At 66.3% G+C, this 21,844-nt stretch carries 17 protein-coding genes and 1 tRNA gene; 8 read left to right on the plus strand and 10 right to left on the minus strand.

Features of this window, described 5'->3' with window-relative positions:
- Positions 1-707: 707 nt before the first annotated feature.
- A tRNA-Val gene (locus ACV22V_RS31040) sits at positions 708-784 on the plus strand.
- Between the two features lie 210 nt (positions 785-994).
- Here ACV22V_RS31040 and ACV22V_RS31045 read toward each other — a convergent pair.
- Together ACV22V_RS31045 and ACV22V_RS31050 are read right to left on the minus strand one after the other, a co-directional pair.
- Positions 995-1,876: a sigma-70 family RNA polymerase sigma factor gene (locus ACV22V_RS31045; protein WP_059699536.1), complete on the minus strand. Its 882-nt coding sequence runs from the start codon at positions 1,874-1,876 to the stop codon at positions 995-997.
- A complete protein-coding gene (locus ACV22V_RS31050; RefSeq protein WP_448016509.1) occupies positions 1,876-2,352 on the minus strand; it encodes a carboxymuconolactone decarboxylase family protein in 477 nt (158 codons plus the stop codon). Before ACV22V_RS31050 ends, ACV22V_RS31045 begins: the two co-directional genes overlap by 1 nt.
- Before the next feature lie 583 nt (positions 2,353-2,935).
- On the opposite strand from ACV22V_RS31050, the gene egtB reads away from it, so the two are divergent.
- The 5 genes from egtB to ACV22V_RS31075 all read left to right on the plus strand — a co-directional run bounded on the left by egtB (position 2,936) and on the right by ACV22V_RS31075 (position 6,632).
- Positions 2,936-4,165: an ergothioneine biosynthesis protein EgtB gene (egtB, locus tag ACV22V_RS31055; protein WP_448016510.1), complete on the plus strand. Its 1,230-nt coding sequence runs from the start codon at positions 2,936-2,938 to the stop codon at positions 4,163-4,165.
- Positions 4,149-5,162 carry an L-histidine N(alpha)-methyltransferase gene (gene egtD / locus ACV22V_RS31060; protein WP_448016512.1) on the plus strand — a complete coding sequence of 338 codons (1,014 nt, stop codon included), beginning with the start codon at positions 4,149-4,151 and terminating at the stop codon, positions 5,160-5,162. Before egtB ends, egtD begins: the two co-directional genes overlap by 17 nt.
- Before the next feature lie 249 nt (positions 5,163-5,411).
- A complete protein-coding gene (locus tag ACV22V_RS31065; RefSeq protein WP_059531368.1) occupies positions 5,412-5,714 on the plus strand; it encodes a hypothetical protein in 303 nt (100 codons plus the stop codon).
- A gap of 56 nt (positions 5,715-5,770) precedes the next feature.
- The gene (locus ACV22V_RS31070) at positions 5,771-6,025 is read left to right on the plus strand and encodes a hypothetical protein (RefSeq protein ID WP_448016513.1); all 255 of its coding nucleotides are present in this window, start codon (positions 5,771-5,773) and stop codon (positions 6,023-6,025) included.
- Positions 6,026-6,257: 232 nt separating this feature from the next.
- Positions 6,258-6,632, plus strand: coding sequence for a hypothetical protein (locus ACV22V_RS31075; RefSeq protein WP_059531362.1), 375 nt, complete (start codon positions 6,258-6,260; stop codon positions 6,630-6,632).
- 227 nt (positions 6,633-6,859) lie between these two features.
- On the opposite strand, the gene ACV22V_RS31080 is transcribed toward ACV22V_RS31075, so the two are convergent.
- The 8 genes from ACV22V_RS31080 to ACV22V_RS31115 form a co-directional block, all read right to left on the minus strand.
- The gene (locus ACV22V_RS31080; protein WP_448016514.1) at positions 6,860-9,895 is read right to left on the minus strand and encodes a type III restriction-modification system endonuclease; all 3,036 of its coding nucleotides are present in this window, start codon (positions 9,893-9,895) and stop codon (positions 6,860-6,862) included.
- On the minus strand, positions 9,895-11,901 hold the full coding sequence (locus ACV22V_RS31085; protein WP_257127693.1) for a site-specific DNA-methyltransferase: 2,007 nt from the start codon (positions 11,899-11,901) through the stop codon (positions 9,895-9,897). The genes ACV22V_RS31080 and ACV22V_RS31085 overlap by 1 nt, the downstream gene beginning before the upstream one ends.
- Before the next feature lie 348 nt (positions 11,902-12,249).
- A complete protein-coding gene (locus tag ACV22V_RS31090; protein WP_059699551.1) occupies positions 12,250-13,380 on the minus strand; it encodes a porin in 1,131 nt (376 codons plus the stop codon).
- A 255-nt stretch (positions 13,381-13,635) separates the two neighbouring features.
- Positions 13,636-14,313, minus strand: coding sequence for a response regulator (locus tag ACV22V_RS31095; protein WP_059531350.1), 678 nt, complete (start codon positions 14,311-14,313; stop codon positions 13,636-13,638).
- A gap of 12 nt (positions 14,314-14,325) precedes the next feature.
- Positions 14,326-15,693: a sensor histidine kinase gene (locus ACV22V_RS31100; RefSeq protein WP_448016515.1), complete on the minus strand. Its 1,368-nt coding sequence runs from the start codon at positions 15,691-15,693 to the stop codon at positions 14,326-14,328.
- A 73-nt stretch (positions 15,694-15,766) separates the two neighbouring features.
- Entirely contained in the window at positions 15,767-16,624 is an 858-nt protein-coding gene (locus tag ACV22V_RS31105) for an ABC transporter permease (protein ID WP_107938093.1), read from the minus strand.
- A 24-nt stretch (positions 16,625-16,648) separates the two neighbouring features.
- Entirely contained in the window at positions 16,649-17,446 is a 798-nt protein-coding gene (locus ACV22V_RS31110) for an ABC transporter ATP-binding protein (protein WP_059531344.1), read from the minus strand.
- A gap of 121 nt (positions 17,447-17,567) precedes the next feature.
- Positions 17,568-18,572: an ABC transporter substrate-binding protein gene (locus tag ACV22V_RS31115; protein WP_059690698.1), complete on the minus strand. Its 1,005-nt coding sequence runs from the start codon at positions 18,570-18,572 to the stop codon at positions 17,568-17,570.
- Positions 18,573-18,830: 258 nt separating this feature from the next.
- Here ACV22V_RS31115 and ACV22V_RS31120 point away from each other — a divergent pair, with 258 nt between their 5' ends.
- On the plus strand, positions 18,831-19,082 hold the full coding sequence (locus ACV22V_RS31120; RefSeq protein WP_082725317.1) for a PAAR domain-containing protein: 252 nt from the start codon (positions 18,831-18,833) through the stop codon (positions 19,080-19,082).
- 17 nt (positions 19,083-19,099) lie between these two features.
- Positions 19,100-21,835, plus strand: coding sequence for a type VI secretion system Vgr family protein (locus ACV22V_RS31125; RefSeq protein WP_448016516.1), 2,736 nt, complete (start codon positions 19,100-19,102; stop codon positions 21,833-21,835).
- The last annotated feature ends 9 nt before the right edge of the window (positions 21,836-21,844 follow it).

A 21,844-nucleotide genomic window follows, 5' to 3' on the forward strand; every position in this document is an offset into this window, starting at 1 on the left:
GTTTGTCATAACGGATCCTCGTGCAACTGCGGCCACATCGGGCATATGCACCTGCGGCGCAGCCAGCAATACCTGTCACCAGCCTCACATTGACGGGTGCCTTCATCGATCGTCGGGATCGAACCTCATGTTGAATCGTCGGCCCTTGTACCGACAACGATTCTGAACCCCGGCGATTCTACAGACACGAGCGTTCGAGCTGGTCACAGGCTTCGACTTCCATTGCTCCGTTTGCCGGACGAAGTGCATACCGTGCCCGGATCACAGTCGACGGACTGTGCTTATCCAAAGGTGTTAACAGAGTTCGTATACATACGTAGTGATAGTTAACAAGCTCGGTGCCTCACAGTGGATAACCTCCGTAACGCCCTGAATTTCCAAGACGAATCGGAACGCATAACCACCGGCGATACACACGCAAAACTCTGTGAAGCACAGAACAACTTTTCGTCGATTCACAGCCACGCCGACATATCCTCAATCGTTCCACTGTGAATCCAGAGGCTTGCCGGACGGTTATCCAGAGGGCAATGTGGATAACGTCACAGCGCATCGACACGTTTTACTGTGAGGCGAAGCAGTGAAGCCAACGTGCCCGGCATCGCGAGACTTCATCGATCATCGACACCCGCACACGCCCGATTCAAAAAATATTCACGAAGGGACTTGCGCACCTCCAAAACCCTCTCTATAATTCGCGGCTTCTTAGGCTCGTAGCTCAGTTGGTTAGAGCACCACCTTGACATGGTGGGGGTCGTTGGTTCGAATCCAATCGAGCCTACCAACGAACAAAATGAAGGGGTCTGGCAGTGCGCATTGCCTACGGGCAATCCGGCTCGCCAACATACAAACGCCACGCGGCAACATCGCGTGGCGTTTTTCTTTTTGCGGTCGAAATAGCCAATGCATGCGCGCGATGCTCCATGTGCGATACATGCGAGACCGGCAGCCAGCAATCGACAAGACGGGGCGCAAAGCCCCCGCTCGTCAAGCATCAATGCAGATGCTTCAACTTGTCAGGATTCCGCACGACATAGATCGCGACGATCTTTCCGTCTTCGATCTCGAGCGCCGTGGTCTGCAACTCGCCGTCGGCCTCCAGCGTGACGAAACCCGGCAACCCGTTGACGAACCCGGCACGCACGAGCGTCGACGCATGCGTGGCGAACAGCCCGGCCAGGTATTCGTGCACCTTCATCACACGCTCGAAGCCGAACACCGGCTTGCCCGCGGCCGAGCGCTTGCCGCCGCCGTCCGAATGCAGGCTCACGTCCTCGGCGAGCATCGCGCCGAGCGCGCGCATGTCGCCGCTGCGTGACGCCGCGAAGAACGCCTCGGCCAGCTCGATCCCGCGCTGCTTCTCGACATGAAACCGCGGCCGCGCCTCGCGTACATGCGTGCGCGCCCGCGCCGCAAGCTGCCGGCATGCGGCCGGGTCACGCTGGATCGTCGTCGCGATCTCGTCGAACTCGAGGCCGAACACATCGTGCAGAAGAAACGCCGCGCGTTCGAGCGGCGAGAGCCGTTCGAGCGCGAGCATCAGCGGCAGCGTGACGTCCTCCTGTTCATCTTCCTCGACGACCGGCTCCGGCAGCCACGGGCCGATATACGTCTCGCGCTGGTGCCGCGCGGACTTCAACTGATCGAGGCACATGCGCATCACCATGCGGCGCAGGAACGCCTCGGGCACGCGCACCTCCGTGCGATCGACGTCCATCCAGCGGATGAACGCCTCCTGCACGATGTCCTCGGCGTCCGCGACGGAACCGAGCATCCGGTACGCGACGCGGATCAGCGTGCGACGCAGCGGATCGAAGCTCGCCGCAGCGTCGTCCCGGTCTTCGGCGCTGCCCGCAGCCGGATCGAGATCGGTCATCAGGCCACCATCTTCGCGGCAGCGGCTTTCGCTTCAGCCGGATCGATCCACAGCCCGAAGCCGACGGCCAGCCGGTTCCAGCCGTTGATCACGTTGATCATCACCGTGAGTTTCACCTGTTCCTCATGGCTGAAATGGTCGTTCAGCGCCGCATACGCGGCTTCGTGCGCGCCATGGCCCTCCGACAGCCGCGTGAGCGCGTCGGTCCAGCCGAGCGCCGCGCGTTCGCGGTCGGTGTAGCAGGGCGCTTCGCGCCACGCGGCCAGCAGGTTGATGCGCTGCTCGGTCTCGCCTTGCTCGCGCGCCTCGACGGTGTGCATGTTAAGGCAGTTCGCACACGCGTTGATCTGCGATGCGCGGATCTTGACCAGCTCGATCAGCGTCGGCTCGAGGCTCCCGGCAGCGGCGACCGATACGGCCATCCAGTTCTTCATCAGCGCGGGGGCGGCGGCAAACGGATTGAGTTTCGCAGTCATGGTTCCTTCTCCTTTCGTGTGGGTTCCGTTGATATGACGAGCGAGACCCCCGCGCGTGTGACATCGACGCGAAAAATTTTTCAAAAGCCGGGAAGCGCACGGCGGGCAGGGCAGTTGAACATCGCACCGACGGCCGCGATGCCAACGTGCGGATCGGGGCCGATATCGACTGCGTGACGCCGTCCCTCCGGTGTGCCCCGGTCGTCGACCTTTCATGCGTGTCGCGCGGCTGTCATGAGGCGACGGTAATGCCGACGCGCAGGCATGCCCTTTGCGATCGACCTCTCGGCCCCGCCATCACGGGCATCGACGCCTCGTTATACCGCCGCCGCTCGAAGCGCGAGTGCTTTCATTTGTCTTTCGTCTTCGTTTCGCCCGAAATCCGATTCGCGACGTTCACATTTCTGGCCCATACTGTTCTGCACGGGCAGATGAAGTGTCGCCGCACCAGCGGCCCGGCGCGCGCGCCGGCTGCCCGACGACGCAGCATTGAAGGTCGCACGTCAGCCGCGCGCATCCGAGCGCAAGGCTTTCCTTTTTCCGGCAACGCAACGCAGCGAATCGCGACGTGGACGGTAAACCGATGAGCCTCCTTGCATCCCAGCTTCAGCGCCGTTATCAGGACGTGCGCGCCCATAGCGTCGCGTTGACGGCGACGCTGTCCGCCGAAGACCAGGCCGTGCAGTCGATGCCCGATGCGAGTCCGGTGAAATGGCATCTCGCGCATACGACCTGGTTCTTCGAAACCGTCGTACTGATGCGCCGCGTGCGCGGTTACGCGCCGTTCGACGACGCGTTCCAGTTCCTCTTCAATTCCTATTACGAAGCGCTCGGCCCGCGCCATCCGCGGCCGCAGCGCGGGCTGCTCACGCGTCCGTCGCTCGACGAGGTGCATGCGTACCGTCAGTACGTCGACGACGCGATGCTGCGCGCGCTCGACGGCGCCGATCCGACGATGCTCGCCACGATCGCGCCCGAGATCGAACTCGGCCTGCATCACGAACAGCAGCATCAGGAGCTGATCGTCACGGACATGCTGCATGCGTTCTCGTGCAACCCGCTGAAGCCCGCGTTCCGGCCGCGCAACGGCACCGATGAGCTTGCGGCCCTGGCCGCGGGCGATGCCGGCCCGTTGCGCTGGCTGCAACAGCCGGGCGGACTCGTCGAGATCGGCCACGACGGCGACACGTTCTCGTTCGACAACGAACGGCCGCGCCATACGGCGCTCGTGCGTCCGTTCGAGATCGCGAACCGTCTCGTGACGAATGCCGAATTCGCGGCCTTCATCGCGGACGGCGGTTACGCACGCCCTGAATACTGGTTGTCGGACGGCTGGGCGACGGTGCAGCGGGAAGGGTGGCGAGGGCCCGCTTACTGGCTTTCCGACGACGACGGTGAGCCGGAAACCGTACACGCATGGCGCGCGTTCGGTCTGCACGGCGTGGAGCCGCTCGTGCCCGATGCGCCCGTGTGTCACGTGAGCTTCTACGAAGCGGCCGCGTACGCGGAGTGGGCCGGCGCACGCCTGCCGACCGAATTCGAATGGGAAGCCGCAGTCGGCGCGGACGGTATTCAGCAGATGCTCGGGCACGTGTGGCAATGGACGCGTTCGTCCTACGAGCCGTATCCGGGCTTTCGGCCGCTCGCGGGAGTCGCCGCCGAATACAACGGCAAGTTCATGGTGGGCCAGCAGGTCCTGCGCGGCAGCAGCATCGCGACGCCGCCGGGGCACGAACGGCCGACGTACCGCAATTTCTTTCCGCCGGCCGCGCGCTGGCAATTCACGGGAGTGCGACTTGCGCGAGACGTCTGATCTGACGGCCACGAGCGGTGGCCTGCAACCCGCCCGCGATTCGCGGCCGAGCGCGTTCGAGCGCGATCTGATCGACGGACTGTCGCGCACGCCGCGCAGCATTTCGCCGAAATACTTCTACGATGCGGCCGGCTCGGCGTTGTTCGACCGCATCTGCGAGTTGCCCGAGTACTACCCGACACGCACGGAACTCGGCATCCTGCGCGATCGCGCGGCCGAGATCGTGCGGCGCGTCGGCCCGCATGCGGACATCGTCGAATTCGGCGCGGGCTCGCTCGAGAAGATCCGCGTGCTGCTCGACGCGTGTGCGGACAACTACGCGAACGCGCCGGCGCGCTACGTGCCGATCGACATCTCGGCCGACTACCTGCACGGCGCCGCCGCGCGGCTGCGTGCCGCGTATCCGTGGCTCGACGTCGCGCCGATCGCGGCCGACTACACGAAGGCCGAGCAACTGGCCGAACTGACGGAGACGCCGCGCCGGCGCATCGGCTTCTTCCCCGGCTCGACGATCGGCAACTTCTCGCCCGAGGAAGCCGACGCGTTCCTGCGCGACGCCGCGCGGCTGTTGCGCGGCGGCGGCCTGCTGGTCGGCGTGGATCTCGTGAAGGACGCGCGCACGCTGCATCGCGCGTACAACGACGCACAAGGCGTGACCGCGCGGTTCAACCTGAACCTGCTCGCCCGTGCGAACGCCGAGCTCGGCGCGGACTTCGATCTCGACGCGTTCTCGCATTACGCGTTTTACGACGGGGAACGGCAGCGCATCGAGATGCATCTCGTCAGCGATATCGCGCAAGCGGTGCACGTGCGTGGCCACGCGTTCCGCTTCGAGGCGGGCGAGCACATCCACACGGAGAACTCGCACAAGTTCACGATCGACGGCTTCCATGCGATCGCGCGCCGGGCGGGCTTCGAGCCCGACACCGTGTGGACCGACGCGGACAATCTGTTCAGCGTGCACTGGCTGCGCAGCGTCGACGATATCCGCGCGTGACGTCGTTCGATCGGCGCGCACGGCGTGCGTCGCCGGCGCGCTTTTCGGCAAAAATTCCCGCCTTTGCCGATTCGATGCGCCGTCGCAACGGCGTGTCGAATCGCCCGCCACCCTTGTCCTGCAAGGCTTTGCGCCTCCCCGTAAACGTCCGTTACCGGTCTCGCAGACCGGTTTCACCTGTGTCGGCGCCCCGTGCCTAGACTCCGAACCGTAGTCACATGACGCACGACACGTGCAGGGAGTCGCGAAATGAGCAAGAAACTTATCCTCGGTGCAGTTCTCGGTGTAGCGGCGCTGGCAGCTTCGGGTGTCGCATCGGCCCATGTCGACCTGTCGGTCGGGATCGGTGTGCCGGGCGTTTATGAGGCGCCGGCGCCGGTCTACGTGGCGCCGCCTCCGCCGGTGATGTACGCGCCGGTGGGTTACCGCGACGACGACTGGCGTGCGCGTCAATGGCGTGAACACGAGTGGCGTCGCCGTGAATGGCGCGAGCACGAGTGGCGCGAGCGCGCCTGGCGTGACGGCGACGGCTGGCGCGGCCGCTGGAACTGAACCGGGCGAGCGGCCCACGAGAATACTGATCACGACGACAAGAGGAGAGTGATCGCATGATGCCCATTCGACACATCAGGTCGTGCGCGGCGGCCGCCGTCGTTGCGCTCGCAACGATCGGCAGCGCGCACGCGGCGGGCTGCATGAAGGGCGCGGTGGTGGGCGGCGTCGCCGGCCACTACGCGGGACATCACGCCGTGGTCGGCGCGGTCGGCGGCTGCATCGTCGGCCACCACATGGCGAAGAAGCACGAGCAGGAGGTGGCGGCGCAGCGCAAGGCCGCCGCGCAGGGCGTGCAGACGGCGCAGTAAGCGCGCACAACGGCGGAAACGGCGAGACGGTGCCACGGTGCCGTTCCCGCCTTTCATCTCCCTTCGTCCGACGACGGCCGGCCACGCAGTCCGCGCGCGCGACCGGCATGTCGCACATTGATCTGACGAATGCGCATCTCGCGCACCGTTACGATCATTTACAACGTCGAGTCGCGCGGAAACCGCGAGTTCCTAGAATGCAATCATTCGAACACGCTCCAGGGAGCAAACAATGAAAACGCAACGATATCTGTCCGTACTGGCCGCCGCGCTCCTCGCACTCGGTGCCGTTTCCGCGAATGCGGCAGCCGGCGGCAATGGTGGTGGTGGCGGCAACGGTGGTGGTCACGGTGCCGGCGGCATGGGTGGCAACGCGGGCGGCATGTCCGCCGGCCACATGAGCGGCGAAGCACTGAGCAACTCGAACAGCGTGCACGCGGGCGACCGCGACAAGGGCCTCGCACGCGCAGCCGACCGCTCCGACACGATCGCCGATCGTGCTGGCACGCAGCCGGGTCACGGTCACGCGCATACGCACGGCCATACCGCGCATGCGTCGACATCCACGCATCACGCACATCGCAACGCATTCGGCCGCACGCTGTAACTGCGGCGCACGCATGTGGAGAAAGGGCGCTTCGGCGCCCTTTTTCGTGGCGGGGAGAAAACGGAGGTGCTGCGCACCGCGATCGCATCGACCCCGATTTGCAACCAGCCGTAACCACACACGCGAACCCGCGAGGATACGAATCGCTTTCATCCGTATGACAAGCGGATTCATCGCATCCGTATCGATGAAACGAAAAAAAGGGCGGCTCGTCGCCGCCCTTCGTTTCAGCGTCCCGCGCCCGCCAGCGGCGCGACGGCTGTGACCGGCTCGAACAACGCATCGGCCTGCCTGACGCGCACGAATCGCGCGGCCTCTTCGCCGTCCACCAGCGCTCGGAAATGCGCGTCGCCGCACACGAGCTTCGCGCGCTCGTGCTCGCTCGTCACGTCGCCGTCGGCATTCGGCGTATCGACGACGAAATACAGCCGCTCGCCGCCGTCCTGCTCCGCGAGCACCGCCCAGTCCGGGTGATAGCTGCCGAGCGGTGTCGGCACGCGGAACCACGCGGGCAGCTTCGCGTACAGCTTCACGCCGTCGTGCGCTTCGAGCGCATCGGCGAATGCACGCTCCGCGTCGGTCTCGCACACGACGGCCTCGTGGATCGACTTCCGCGCATCGGGCCGCAGATTGCGCAGATAGCCGGTCAGCGCCTCGCTTTCGAACGACTCGAGCGCATGCACGTGGCGTTCGCCGAGCTTGCGGTACGCGATGCCCGCAACCAGCGCAAGCCGCTTGCAGCGGTTGATCGCCTCGGCGGCCAGCGCGATGAACTGCTGCGGATTCACGCGGAAATCGTCGAGCCGGCCGCTGTCGGCCAGGATCGTCGCGAGCGAGCGGCGCGTGAGCTGCGTGCGGTCCTGCAGTTCGGTGAGCAGGTCGGGCAGCGGCAACTCGCCTTCGTCGATCAGCACCGTGCCGGCGCCCGCCACCTCGATCGCCTCGATGCCGGCCTTGCCGATGTCGATCTCGGCCTTGCGCCATTGCAGCCGTGCGCGCGCGATGTCCGGCGCGTCGCGCAGCGCGGCCGTGCAATCGCGCACGAGCTTCGCGTTGTCGAATTCGACGCTGTACACGGTGCGATGGCGGATGCGGTCCCACAACGCGCGGAAGTCGTCGCCGAACACGATGGCCTTGCCCGAAGCATCGCGCCGCAACGCGATCGCGCGACGCTCGTCCGCATTGCGCACCGCGAAGCGGCCCGACAGCTTGCGCAGCGTCGCGACGATCGGCGCGCGCAGCGTCTCGAACGCGACGGGCAGCACGAGCGCGCTCTGGCGCAGCGCATCCTTGAGCCGGTCGAGCACCTTGCCCTGCGCGTCGACGTAGCCCTGCTCATGCAGATGCGTCCACAGCACGCGCGACAGCTCGATGCCGAGCGCATGCGCGGGCCCGTCGCCTTCCTGCACCGGCAGTGCCGCGAACTGGTGCTCCTCGACGATGCCGAAGCGAATGCCCGTATCGGCCTCGATTTCCTTCTGCAGGTTCTCCGCGAACGACTCGTAGCGCTCGGTCGCGATCACGGTGAGCGTGTTGACGCCCGGGTCACGCACGCGTTCGCCGTCCTGGTCGACCGCGAGGCGCAGCCCGCGGCCGAGCGTCTGGCGACGCTCGCGTTCGGTCTGGATGTCGCGCAACGTGCAGATCTGGAACACGTTCGGGTTGTCCCAGCCTTCCTTCAGCGCCGAATGCGAGAAGATGAACTTCAGCGGCGTGTCGAACGACAGCAGCGCTTCCTTCTCGCGCATGATGAGGCCGTACGCGCGCTCCGCGTTCTCGCGTGCCGCGGCGCTGCTTTCGCTCGTGTCGGTCCAGCCGCCCTTGCGGTCGATCGAGAAGTAGCCGTTATGTGCGCGCTCGACTTCGAGCGCGACGTCGACGCCGTCGAACAGCGCGCGGTAGGCCGGCACGCGCGCCGCGCGCGCATATTCCTCTTCGAAGATCAGCGCGTAGTCGCCCTTCACGGGCATCCCGTTTTCGTCGTAGCGGCGATAGCGCTCGACCGAATCGACGAAGAACAGCGACAGCACCTTCACACCGCGCTCGGCCAGACGCAATTCCTTGTCGAGATGCTCGCGGATCGTGCGGCGGATCATCTCGCGCTGCACGGCGAGCGTGTCGATGTCGCCGAACGCCTCGCCGAGCGACAGGAACGCCTCGCCTTCCGGATGGCGCAGCTCGACGTATTCGGCACCCTTCACCGCATGCACCTCGCCGATTCGCAGCCCCGCGTACAGCGCGCGCCTGGTCAGGCGTTCGAGATCGTCGCCGTCGGTCGCCGACACGATCTGGCGCTTCACGCCGGCCGCGGTCGCGACGTCGAGCTCGATGCGCGCGCTGATCGCGCCGCGCCGGTTCGACACGCCGACGAGCCGCACGTACGGCTTGTTGTGCGCATCCTCGACGATCGCCGACGCGATCTCGATCTGCTTGACGAGCTTGCGCTCGTACGCGTCGACCGCGTCGAGCCGGTACACCATGTGGTGGCGGTCGACGTGCGTCGCCGAATAGCGCAGCGTGCAGAGCGGCGCCATCGCGGCGAGCGCTTCGCGCCCGCGCCCCTCGAGCCCGCCGTCGACGCTTTGCGGCTCGTCGACGATCACGATCGGCCGCGTCGCGCGGATCAGGTCGATCGGCTTCTCGCCGCCGGTCTTCTCGCTGTCCTTGTAGAGGTTGTTGATCTCTTTCTTGTTGATCGCGGCAACCGTCATCACCATGATCTGGATCGCCGCACTCGCCGCGAAGTGGCGCACCTGGCCGAGCTTCGCGGAGTCGTACAGGAAATAGTCGTACGGCACGCCCGCGTACAGCGCGCGGAAATGGTCCTCGGTGATGGAAAGCGTCTTGTGCACGCCTTCCTTGATCGCGATCGACGGCACGACGATCACGAACTTCGTGAAGCCGTAACGGCGGTTCAGCTCGAAGATCGTGCGCAGGTACACGTAGGTCTTGCCGGTGCCGGTCTCCATCTCGACGGTGAAGTCGCGCGAGCCGGGCAAGCCGGACGGCGGCAGCCCGCCGCGCAGCTGCACGTCGGCGAGATTGCGCGCGAGCGCGTCGTCGGTCAGCGACAGCCGGTTGCCGACGCCTTGCTCCGACACCGCGAAGCCGAGCGAGCCTTGCGCGGCGGCCGTCGTGCCGGGCGCGGCGTTCGCGAGCACGCTGAAGTCGCCGCGATACGATTCCTGGCCGCGAAACAGGTCGCAGACGGCGTCGATCGCCTCGCGCTGGTAGTCGAGATCCGCTTCGAAATGCAGCCGCATCACAGGCTCCGCACGCGCTTCACGCCGTGCTGTTCGAGCAGCGCGGCGAGATTGAGCTTCGCGACGTCGTCGACGAAGCCGCTGTCGCGGAACAGGCACGTGACGTCGCGCGTCGCGCCGGTCGCGTCGAGCAGCTCGACGATGCCGTCGGCGAGCGGGCCCGCGTCGTCGCGCGAAATGCGCGCATCGAAGCACGCGACGATCGAGCGGCCGATCAGGTGCACGGTCTTGCCCGCGACCTGGTGATGCCCGACCGGCGTGCACAGGTCGAGGCCGAGCTTCAGTGTCAGTTCGGCGAGCAGGTCGTCCTCGCTGCGGCCGGTCTTCACGTGCTCGACGGACGCGAAGAGCGCGTGGTCGAAGTCGTCGCGGCGCGGGTCCCACTCGATCACGTTGGTCGTGTCGAGCCGGTACACGCGGAAACCGAGATCGCCATAGCTTTCCGGATAGTCGCGCGCGACCTGCTGCGCGGTGCGGCGCAGGCGTTCCTTCGTGATTTCCGCGAGCGTGAGCGGCTTCTTCAGCTTCGCGCAGAAATCGGCGGCCGCCAGCTGCGTCTTGTCGCGGCGGTCGAGCGCCTCGGGCAGCTGCACGAGGATGTAGCGGCGCGCGCCGCCGTCGGTCGCGTTCACCTGCATCACCGCGTGGCCGGTCGAGCCGGAGCCGGCGAAGCAGTCGAGCACGATGTCGTCGCCGCGCGTGCACCAGCCGATCACGGCCGCCGCGAAATCGACCGGCTTCGGCTGATCGAACGGGATGCCGAGCGTCTTCAGCAGCGCGTCGTCGGAGCCGGCGAACGGCAGCACCGACGGCACGTTCTCGTACATGTTCTCGTCGAGGTAGTAGATCCGCTGCGGCTGCGTGGTTTCATCCGGACCGAATTCGATCTGGCCGCGCTCGATCAGCGCCTGCATCGTCGCGGGCGGGTTGCGCCAGCCGCGCGCCGGCATCGCGCACGGCTTGCCGGTGACCGGGTGGATCAGCGGCGTGAAATACTCTTCCGGCGCCTTCTTCTTGTTCGGCCACGCCATCGACACGAGGCGGTACACGCGCCCGTCGGCCGACAGCCGGTCGTACATCACCTCGCCGCCCGACAGGTTGGTCTGCGCCTTCATCCACGCGCGGTAGGCCTTTTGCGCGTCCTTCGCGTTGCCGCTGCGGTACACCGCGTCGTGCGCGGCATCCAGCATGCGCTGCGCGTTGCGCTTCGGGCGCTTCAGCGGCGCCTGCTCGAGCAGCGTCTCGGCGTTGCGCGCGAACAGCACCAGCGATTCGTGCTGATACGCGACGCCGCGCGCATCGCCTTTCGGGTTGCGCTTGTCCCACACGGCGACGCCGAGCTCGTTCTCCTCGCCGAAGATCTCGCGCAGCATCAGCACGAGCGCGTGCACTTCATGCTCGTCGATGTGTACGGCGATCAGCCCTTCGTCGGACAGCAGCGCGTGCGCGAGCTTCAGGCGCGGATACATCATGTTCAGCCAGTCGGTGTGGAACCGGCCGTTCGCCTCGGTGTTGGTGCTGCGCTTCACGCCGCCGTCGGTCTGGCCCGTCATCGCCAGGTAGTGGCGGATGCTGTCGCTGAAGTCGTCCGGATAGACGAAATCGCTGCCGGTGTTGTACGGCGGGTCGATGTAGACGAGCTTCACCTTGCCCGCGTAGCTCTTGTGCAGCAGCTTCATCACGTCGAGGTTGTCGCCCTCGATCACGAGATGGCGCGTGTCGTCCCACGCGACGCTGTCGCCGGGGCACGGACGCAGCGTGCCCGTCGACGGCGTGAGCGCGGCCTGGCGCGCGCTGCGCTTGCCGTGCCAGTGGAAGCCGTAGCGCTCGTCGGCGTCGCCGACGGTGCGCTCGCCGACCAGCGCCTTCAGCACGTCGACGTCGACCGACGCGCCGTCCGGGCCTTCGGTCACGAGTTCGGGGAACAGCGCCTTCAGGCGCGCGACGTTGTCGGCGGTGAAATCCGTCGACATCGCCTGCGGGCTCGCCGCATCGAGTTTCTGCATCGTTTTTTCCATCGGAGCCCGGCCGCGTGCGCCAGGACGTCGGGCGCACTCACGGCACCGGCGGCAATGGCCACCCGGGCAAACCCGAAACGCTAGCGAGTCGGTCGGCGCAGGTCAAGCACCGATGTGAGGCGATCGTGCGTGCATCGGCCGCGATCGCCCGTCCCACGGGCCGCAAGCGGCTTCGGGCCGGTTGTCGCGGCGCCAGCCGACCGCCGTGTCACCGGGGCCCCGCACGGGCCGAAAAACGACGAAAAAAGGGCACGGTCGGCGCAATGCGCCGACGTGCCCGCATGGAGAATCCCGAACGAAGGGCACGGCGGGGCGCGGCGCGCCCCGGCCGCAGGGTCAGAAGCGCGTGCGGATGCCCGAGGTCAGTTCGAGCTGGTTCTTCGCGCCGAACGTCGACGACACCTTGTAGCCGCCATGCAGCTTCATGTAGTCGCCGGCCAGGTACAGTTCGGTGCGCTTGCTCAGGTGATAGAACACCGACCCGTAGATCGTCTCCTTGAAGCCGTTACCGACGCCGTTGGTCAGGCTGAACGCGCCGAGGTTCGCATTCGGCGTGAAGCCGTCGGCGTTGTACGCGGCGTTCTTGATGCGCATCTGCTGGTAGCCGAGCTCGTAGTCGAGCGCGCCCTTCGGCGCGATCTTCATCGACACGGTCCACGAATCGTCGTGGCGCTGGCCGAGCGAGCCCTGATCGCCGTTGTAGCGGAAGTAGCCGGCATTCAGGCGCACGATGCTGAACGAGTAGTCGCCGCCGACCGAGAACGTCTGGTTCCTGAAGCCGTTGTGGTTCACGTGGTTGTAGAAGCCCGACACGGCGAACGGCCCGCCGTTGTAGCCGAGCGCGACCTGGTATGCGGAGCCGGTCGCGAACGAGGTCGAGTTGCTGAACTGGTAGCCGGCGCTCGCGAAGATGCCGTTGCTGAACAGCTTCTTCCACGCGAGGCCGTTGTTGTAGCGCGTGCCGGTCGGGCCGGCCGCGTAGAAGATCATCTGCTTGAAGTTGTTCGAGTTGGTCCAGCCGCCTTCCTCGGTCGTGAGCTTCGCGGAACCGTACGCGTCGCCGTAGATCGCCGACGCGTCGCGCGCGATCGTATTCTGGAAGCCGGCCGTCAGCTTGCCGAAGCGCTCGTCCTCGACGCCAACCCACGCGTCGCGGTCGAAGATCTGGCCTTCGTCTTCCATCTGGCCGTTCGCGACCACGAATTCGCTTTCGAGGCGGAAGATGATCTTCGTGCCGCCGCCGATGTCCTCGGCGCCTCGCAGGCCCCAGCGGCTGCCGCTGAACCACGGTTCGCCCTCGTTGCCCATGCCGATCACATGATTGCCGTTCGCGTCGGCGTGGGTCCGGTAGGTCGGAAAGCTCAGGTCCATCAGGCCATAGAGCTGCACGCTCGACTGCGCGTGCGCCTGGGTGCCGGCGCACAGGCCTGCCGCCGCGATGGAAAGGGCAAGGGTTTTTCGTTTCAAGATCGTCTCCTCCGAGCTGCCGCATTGAAATCTGTTTGTTGGCAGTACGTAATGTATGCCAGCTGTTGCCGGCCACAGCGAGGGGGCCGACATGTAGCATCGTAGAGGGTGGAATCCTTCACGCCGCTTTCCCGGAGGAAAGAATCGGATCGGTGAAAACACCGAACGCGCAATAATCGCGAATCGGGCAGGCGGGCGGGCGCGGGCGCCTGCCGACACGTTACGTGCTACGAATCGACGCCGGAGGCGGGGCCGTCAGTCCTGCGCGTTCTTCTCGCGCAGGATGTAGCCGAGCCCGCGCAGCGTGATGATCTCGGCCGTGCTGCCCGCGAGATGCTTGCGCAGCCGGTGGATATAGATGTCGATCGCATCCGCGCTCGGTTCGTCGTCGAGGGCGAACACGCTGTCCATCAGCCGCGCCTTCGACACCGTCTTGTTTTGCTGCAGCATCAGCGTTTCGAGAATCGCATGCTCGCGGCGGCGCAGCGCGAGCACCGCGTCGCCGCAACGGAATTCGCGCGTGCCGAACGCATAGACGAGATCGCCGCATACGAGCTGCGTCGTGCCCACGCCGGCCTGCCGGCGGATCAGCGCGCGGATCCGCGCGACCAGTTCGCGCGATTCGAACGGCTTGACCACGTAGTCGTCGGCGCCCGCGCCGAAGCAGTCGACCTTGTCGTCGACCGAGCCGTGCGCGGTCAGCATCAGCACCGGCACGTTGTCGTTGCGGCGCCGCAATCGCGCGAGCACTTCCTTGCCGCTGATGCCGGGCAGCCGCATGTCGAGCAGCACCGCGTCGTAGCGTTCGGTTTTCAGTACCGTGTCCGCGCGTTCGCCGTCGCCGACGCAGTCGACCGCGAAATCCTCGCCGCGCAGCAGGTTCACGATCCAGTGCGCGAGTTCGGCGTTGTCTTCGACCAGCAGGAGTTTCATGGCGACTTCTCTTCAGGCGTATGCGGGCAGCCGCACGGTCACGACGATACCGCGATTGCCGGGCCCCGGCGCGAGCGACGCGCTGCCGCCGTGCGCCTGCGCGATCTCGCGGACGATCGCGAGGCCCAGGCCCGAGCCTTCGGTGTCGGCCGACACGCGGTAGAACCGCTTGAACACGTGCGGCCGCGCTTCGGCCGGAATGCCGGGGCCGTTGTCGACCACGTCGAGCACGACGGCGTCGCCGTCGCGCCGCGCGGCGACCGTCACGTAGCCGCCCGGTTGCGTATAGCGCACCGCGTTGTCGACGAGGTTCATCACCAGCGCGGTCAGCAGGCTGTCGCTGCCCGCGACGTCGAGCCGTTCGCCGAGATCGGCGCCGAGGTCGATGTCGCGCTGCTGCGCGAGCACGATCGTTTCCTCCAGCACGCTCGATACGACGGCGGCGAGATCGACGCGATGCGTGAGCAGCGTCGACGGCGTCGCTTCCGCGTGCGCGAGCAGCAGCAGCTTGTCGGTCACGTCGGCCATCTTGCGGCTGCTGAGCTGCATGCTGTCGAGCACCGACGCGAGTTCTCGGTCGTTGTGCTCGCGCTGCCGCGCGTACTGGATCTGCGTATCGAGCACGGCGATCGGCGTGCGCAACTGGTGCGCGGCGTCGGCGATGAAGCGGCGCTGCGTGGCCGTGTGCGTATTGAGCCGCGCGATGCACTGGTTGATCGCGTCGACGATCGGCCGCAGCTCGTGCTGCAGCCGCTCCGGGCGAATCGGCTCCAGCTCCATCGGCCCGCGGTCGGCGACGTCGTCCTTCAGCTTCATCAGCGGGCGCAGCTCGAGCGTGAGGCCGAGATAGACGAGCACGACCGCGAGCACCAGCATCAGCGACAGGCGCACGAGTTGCGGCCGCCAGATCGTCGCGACCATCGCATCGTGCGAGCGCGTCGTTTTCGCGACGACCACCGTGACCGTCTCGATCTTGCCCTCGTTGTACAGCTGGCGGTCGTAGACCACCGCGCGCAGCGGCACGTCGTCGAGCGCCGTGTCGTACAGCGTCGGCTCGATGCCGTGCCGCTCGGGCAGGGCGAGCGCCGGATTGCCGGCGAGCAGCCGCTGGCGGCTGTCGATCACCTTGTAGTAGACCGAATCGGCCGACGGCGATTCGAAGATCTCCAGCGCGGCGGGCGGCACGTCGGCCGCGAGATAGCCGTCGCGCCATTCGACGTCCTCGCCGATCGTGCGCGCGGACGCGACGAGCGCGCTGTCCTGCACGAGCCCGGCCGTGGTCCGCGCGGTGTCGTACGACATCGCGCCCGCGATCAGCACGAACACCGCGAGCGGCAGCAGCAGCCACCACAAGAGCCGCCCGCGCAGGCTGTGCGCCATTCCTTCTCCTCAATGCCGAACCGCGCCGGGGCAACCGGCGCGGTTCGGGCGTGTGATCCGATGCGTGCGCTGCTCAGAACGCGGCGGGGCGCCACTTGAGCAGGCGCTTCTCGAGCCAGGTCAGCAGATAGTCGGCGGCCAGCGCGACCACGGCCAGCACGATCATCGCCGCGAACACGCCGCTCGCGTTGAACGCGCCCTGGGCGGTGGAGATTAGCAGGCCGATGCCCTGCTTGGAACCCAGGAATTCGCCGACGACCGCACCGACCAGCGCGAAGCCGAAGCTCACGTGCAGGCTCGCGAGAATCCACGAGAGCGCGGACGGGATCACGACCGACGTGGTGATCTGCCGGCGCGACGCGCCGAGGATCTGCGCGTTCGCGATCAGGTAGCGGTCAGCTTCGCGCACGCCCTGGAACGCGTTGCCGAATACGACGAAGAACACCATCACGACGGCCAGCGCGATCTTCGATGCCATCCCGAGGCCGAGCGCGATCACGAACACCGAGCCCAGCACGACGCGCGGAATCGAGTTCGCGATCTGGATGTACAGGCCGAACACGTCGGCCATCAGCTTGTTGCGGCCGAGCACGATCCCGCAGATCACGCCGGCGACCGAGCCGATCAGGAAGCCGATCGTGGTTTCCTCGAGCGTCACCCAGACCTGCGTGAGCAGCGGCCCCTGCGACGTGCCGTTGACGAACCAGTCCTGGATCTGCGCGAAGATCAGCGTCGGCTGCGAGAAGAAGAACGAATCGATCCACTTGAGCCGCGCGGCGAGTTCCCAGCCGCCCAGCACGACGACGAGCACGGCGATCCGCAGGCCGATGATCAGTTGCCGGCGGCGGCGCAGCCGGGTTTGAGCGGCGCGCGACTCGTCCTCGAGCGACGTTGCCGGAATGGCGGTGGGGGGAAGCGTCATGTCGGTCATGCTCCTGTCCTGTCCTTGCTGCTGTCAGCCGATCTGCACTTCTTCGCGCAGGTCGTGCCAGATGTCCTTGGAAATTTCGATGAAGCGCGTGTCGTAGCGAATCTCCGACGTGACGCGCGGGCGCGGCAGGTCGATCTCGTACACGCGCTTGAGCGTCGCGGGGCGTGCGGTCAGCACGAACACGCGGTCGGCGAGCGCGATCGCCTCCTCGAGGTCGTGCGTGACGAACACGACCGAGCCCTTGTTCGCGGACCACAACTGCAGCAGCTCGTCCTGCATCAGCGTGCGCGTCTGCATGTCGAGCGCCGAGAACGGCTCGTCCATCAGCAGGATTTCCGGCTGGTTGATGAAGGTCTGCGCGAGCGCGACGCGCTTGCGCATCCCGCCGGAGAGCTGATGCGGATAGTGCTTCGTGAACTTGTCGAGGCCGACCTTGCGGATCCATTCCTCGGCCTGCGCGTACGCGACGTCCTTCGAGCGGCCGCGAAACAGCGGGCCCGCCGCGACGTTGTCGATCACGTTGCGCCACGGGAATACCGCGTCGGCCTGGAACACGAAGCCGATGCGCGGGTCGATCCCGTCGACCGGGCGGCCCATCACGCGCACCTCGCCCGACGCTGGCTTGAGCAGGCCGGTGATGAGGTTCAGCGTGGTCGACTTGCCGCAGCCGGTCGGCCCGACGATCGCGATGAACTCGCCGCGCGCGACGTTCATGCTGAAGTCGCGCAGCGCGACGGTGGCCTTGCCTTCCGGCGAAATGAAGCGGCACGACACATTGCGAAACTCGATCGCCGGTGTGCTCGGGGAAACTGCCTGATTCATCGCATTCGTCCTGCGGGTGAGGAGGGCGCCGCATCGTGGCGACGCCGGGCCGGTCAACCGGGCCGGAACGGGGAACGCGCGGCGGCGGGATCGCCGCCGCCGGCGCCTGTGTCGCTCTCGATTACTTCGCGTTCACGAAATCGTTGGTGTAGGTGCGCGCCAGGTCGATGTGCTTGCCCTTCACCGACGGGTTGAACGCCGACAGCACCTTCAGCACGGTTGCCGGGCCGTCGGCCGGCATCTTCGCGTCGGCCGTGTACATCGGCAGCGACGCCTTCAGCGCGGACACATACAGCGCCTTGTCCTTCTGATAGTCGGCCGGCATCTTCGCGGCGATTTCCTCCGCGCTGTGCGTGTGGATGAACTGCATCGTCTTCGCGAACGCGTGCGCGAGCTTGGTCGCTTCGGCCTTGTGCGAATCGGCCCACGCCGACTGCACGTACAGGCTCGCGGCCGGATAGGTGCCGCCGAGCGCGGCGCGCGTACCTTCCAGCGTGCGCAGGTCGACCAGCACCTTCGCGTCGCCCATCTTCTCGAGCGCGGACACCGTCGGCTCGGTCGTCATCCCGGCGTCGATGCGGCCCTGCTTGATCGCGGCGATGAAGCTCGCGTCGGCGCCGACCGGCAGCATCGTGTACTGCGTCGACGTCACCCCGTGCTGCAGCGCGAGGTATTGCGTGAGGAAGCTCGTCGACGAGCCGAGGCCCGTCACGCCGAGCGTCTTGCCTTTCGCGTCGGCCATCGACTTGAAGGTGGGGGCGGCCTTGGTCGACACCATCTCGACCTCGCCCGGCACCTGGCCGAACACGGCGATCGCCTTCACTTCCTTGCCTTTGCTCTGCAGGTCGATCGTATGGTCGTAGAAGCCGACGACGCCCTGCACGGCGCCCGCCAGCAGCTCGTTCTCGGCATCGACGCCGGCCGGCTGCGACAGCAGTTCGACGTCGAGCCCTTCTGCCTTGAAGTAGCCGAGCTCCTGCGTGAGCCGCGCGGGCAGGTAGATCAGCTTGGCGATCCCGCCGACCATGATCGTGACCTTGCCGCCGTCGTCGGCGAAGGCGGGGTGAGCGGCGAGCGCGCAGCTCAGGCTGGCTGCAACGGCGAGGGTGCGCAGGATGGGTCGCATCGGGGTCGTCTCCTTCGTTGTATTCGTTTGGCGCGATGCTTGCTGCATCGTCCTGACGAGTATAGGGAGGCGAAACCTTCCGCTACCTTTCGCGGTCCGGCGATTCCTTTAGGGGTTTTCCAGCAACCTATGACAGCGAGGGGACTCGGAGGCGCCGGAGTTTGTGGCCGCAGCACGTGACTTCATCTCAAAAATTGCGTGTCGTTTTGAAGTTGGGTAGAAGAGAAATATTTCATTTCTCTTACGAGGCGCGTTGTCATGCGAGATGCACTGGGCCGCGACATGGTTCGTCTTGGTGACGTGACCGACCACGGTGGCAAGGTTGTCGAAGCAACCGACGAATTGAAGCACCGTGGGATTGCCGTATCGCTGGACGGCCACGGCGTGATCTGCCCGAAATGTGGTGGCGTTTTCCCGCTATTGGCGAGCGGCCCGCGCACGCATCGGGGTCGACGCGTGGGTTATCTCGGCGACAAGACCGGTTGCGGCGCCACCGTAATCGGCGCGTGAACGACGGGAGATTGTCAATGACAACACTCAATCAAGCCCGCACGCTGGCGATTTCCGGTGCGGCGCTGCCGACCTATGGCGTTGACGGTTTGCCGGTGTTTGCTCCGGTGCGCCTGCAAGGCACCGAAGCGATCGGTCGCATCGACGCATGCCGCTATCTCGTCACGCTGCGTACCGATGATGCATACGCGTTCTCGCCGAGCGTCACCGCCAATCTGGATCTGGATCGGATAGTCGGCACGGAAGTGACCGTCTCGATCCAGCTCGAGGGCAAGGGGCAATTTGTTTCCGGTCTCGCGGGCAATGCGGGGCTCGGCAACATCGGCGCAGGCATACGCGAGATCACGGCACTGGTTACCGAGGCGCGGGTCGCCGGCGCGGACCGCCATTCGATCCTGTACGAACTCGAACTGCGGCCCTGGCTGTATCGCGCGACGCTCACCCAGGACAGCCGGATCTTCCAGGACATGAGCGTGGTCGAGATCACGGACGCGGTGCTTGCGAAGTACCCGTACCCGGTCGACAAACGTCTGGCCGGCGCGTTCCACGGCCTCTACCCGAAGCGCGACGTGCAGCGCCAGGCGTTCGAGACCGACTGGGCCTTCCTGCAGCGGCTGTGGGAGGAATGGGGCATCTGGTGGTGGATCGACCACGACGGTGGCCACCAGCGGCTCGTGCTGTGCGATACGGTGGGTGGCCACCATTCGCACGGCGCGGCGTATGAGACGGTGCGCTACCTGTCGCCGGACGGCAAGCGAATCGATGAGGAACACATCCATGCGCTGTCGGTGACGAGCCGGCTGACGTCGGGCAGCGTGACGGTAGTGGATTACGACTACACGCGGCCGCGCGCGAATCTCACCGTCACCGAGGAGAGCCAGAGCGAGACCACGTGCGCGGATGGCGAGATCTACGACTGGGGAGACTACAGCCAGCCGCTGGCGGGCTCATCCGGCCTCACGGGAGAAGCCAATCACACACAGCAGGAGGCGCGGCACCTCGCGCGCGTGCAACTCGAAGCGAGGCGCTGCGCGGGATTGCGCGCCAACGGTCGGGGTAATCTCCGCGGATTGACGGTCGGCCGCACCTTCACATTGACGGGCTATCCGCAGCAGGCGGCGAATCGCGAATATTTGGTGGTGTCGTGCCGGCTCGACATCGAGGATGTCGGGGATCGCTCGGGCGCGGGGCAAGCGTATCGGTGCGAAGCGCAGTTCGAGTTGCTACCCGCGAATGAGCCGTTCCGGCTCGAACGTAGTGTCCAGAAACCGCGCCTGAGCGGGCCCGAAAAGGCAATCGTCGTAGGTCCGGCCGGACAAGAAGTCTGGACCGACCGCTATGGTCGGGTAAAAGTCCAGTTCAAGTGGGACCGCCAAGGCAAATTGGACGAGCACGCGGGCATCTGGCTGCGCGTGCTGTCGCCGTGGCAGGGCGGCGACATGGGGGCGACGCTCCTGCCTCGGATCGGCCACGAAGTGGCGGTGATGCACTACTACGGCGATCCGGACCTGCCGGTGATCGCAGGCAGCCTGGTGAACGCTTTCCGGCAACCGGCGCTGGACCAGCCGGCGAACCAGGCGGTCGCGGTGCTGCGCGGTCGCGAGTTCCATGGCACGGCATCCGGCCATGTCGCGATCGACGATACGCAGGGGCAAATCCAGACGCAGATTGCGAGCGATGCCGGCAGCTCGGTGCTGGCCCTGGGCAACCTCCGGCGCATCGTGCGGAAGACGGGCCGGGCAGACGCGCGCGGAAAGGGCTTCGATCTGCGTACCGATTACTGGGGCGTGGTGCGCGCGCTGATGGGGCTAGTCGTCTCGACCGACGGCCAGCCGAACGGTGCCGGCCAGGCGAAGGAAGTCAAGGCGGGGTTGGGACGATTAACGCGAGCGCGTGAGCTGCAGGAGAGCCTGTCTGGTCTCGCGCAGCAGCACGAGGCGCAGCAGCTCGGCGCGGATCAGAGCGAAGTCGCGAAGGCGATCAAGGCGCGCAACGATGCGATTCGGGGCGATGTGCCGGCGGGCGAGAACGACTTCCCGGAGTTGAAGGAACCGGATCTGGTGCTGGCGAGCGCGGCGGGCGTCAGCGTGGCGGCCGAGCGTAACGTTCACGTGGCGAGCAACGAGGACGTTGCCGTGACGAGCGGCCGTCACGTGGCGCTCGCAGTGGGGCAATCGTTGTTCGCGAGCGTGTCGAACGCGTTCTCGCTGTTCGTGCACAAGGCGGGGATGGCGCTGGTCGCGGCCGCGGGGAAGGTACGCATCGAAGCGCAGGCCGACGGCATCGACCTGAAAGCCAGGCAGTCGATTCGCGTGATGAGTACCGCGGACAGCATCCAGCTCCACGCGGCCAAGGAAATCGTACTGCACGCCGGCAGCACCCAAGTGCGCATCAGCGACGAAGGCTACACGGTGCGCACGGCAGGCGCGCACACGATCCATGCGGGCAGCCATCAGACGGACGGACCGCAGGGGACCGGTGGGGGCTTCCCGCCATTCCCGAAGTCCGGGCCGGGCCAGCTCGAAGTGTTGCGCCATTACGTGACGGATGCGCCGGTCGAGAAAAGCACCTTCACGGTCACCGACAGCCTGGGTGCCAAGCATAGCGGCACGCTGGATGCGTCGGGCCGAGCGGTCGTGAGTGGTTTGGCCCCGGGTGCGGCCCGGGTGACATACGAACGCGATTCGCATGACTCGTGGGTCATGTCCAGCTATCTCAGACCACCCCGATGGCAGCCCGAAGGCGTGGCCTGATCTGAGCCG

The sequence above is a fragment of the Burkholderia sp. AW33-5 genome (assembly GCF_053427615.1).